Raw genomic sequence first — 502 nt, 5'->3', positions numbered from 1 at the left:
GTGGGCGGGGGCAATACGCCAAGGCCTGGAGAAATCTCCCTGGCACATCAGGGCGTGCTCTTCCTCGATGAACTCCCAGAGTTCGAGCGTCGCGTGCTCGAAGTCCTGCGCGAGCCGCTGGAAACCGGCCACATCACCATCTCACGCGCCGCCCACCAGACAGATTTTCCGGCCAGCTTCCAGCTGATTGCCGCCATGAACCCGTGCCCGTGCGGCTATCGCGGGCATCCGCTGCGGGCGTGCCGTTGCACGCCGGATCAAGTGGAGCGATACCAGGCGCGCATTTCGGGGCCGCTGCTCGATCGCATCGATGTGCAGATCGAAGTGCCGACGCCCTCGCAGGAAGAACTGCTCGACGGGCCGCCGGGTGAACCAACGGTCAACGTGGCCGAGCGCGTCGCTGCCGCGCACGCGCGGCAGCTCGCACGGCAAGGTAAACGCAACGCCCTGCTGGGCGGCCATGAAATCGATCAGCATTGCAGCCGCACCGATGCGGCCGATG

General features: G+C 66.1%; 1 protein-coding gene. It reads left to right on the top strand.

The features are described from left to right. A partial coding sequence (locus D1614_RS29145) for an ATP-binding protein (protein ID WP_147384434.1) occupies positions 1-502 on the top strand: 502 nt, incomplete at both ends.

The organism is Maribellus luteus (assembly GCF_003576475.1).
In the GTDB taxonomy this organism is placed as follows: domain Bacteria; phylum Bacteroidota; class Bacteroidia; order Bacteroidales; family Prolixibacteraceae; genus Draconibacterium; species Draconibacterium luteum.
This window is presented reverse-complemented; position numbering and strand designations above follow the sequence as displayed.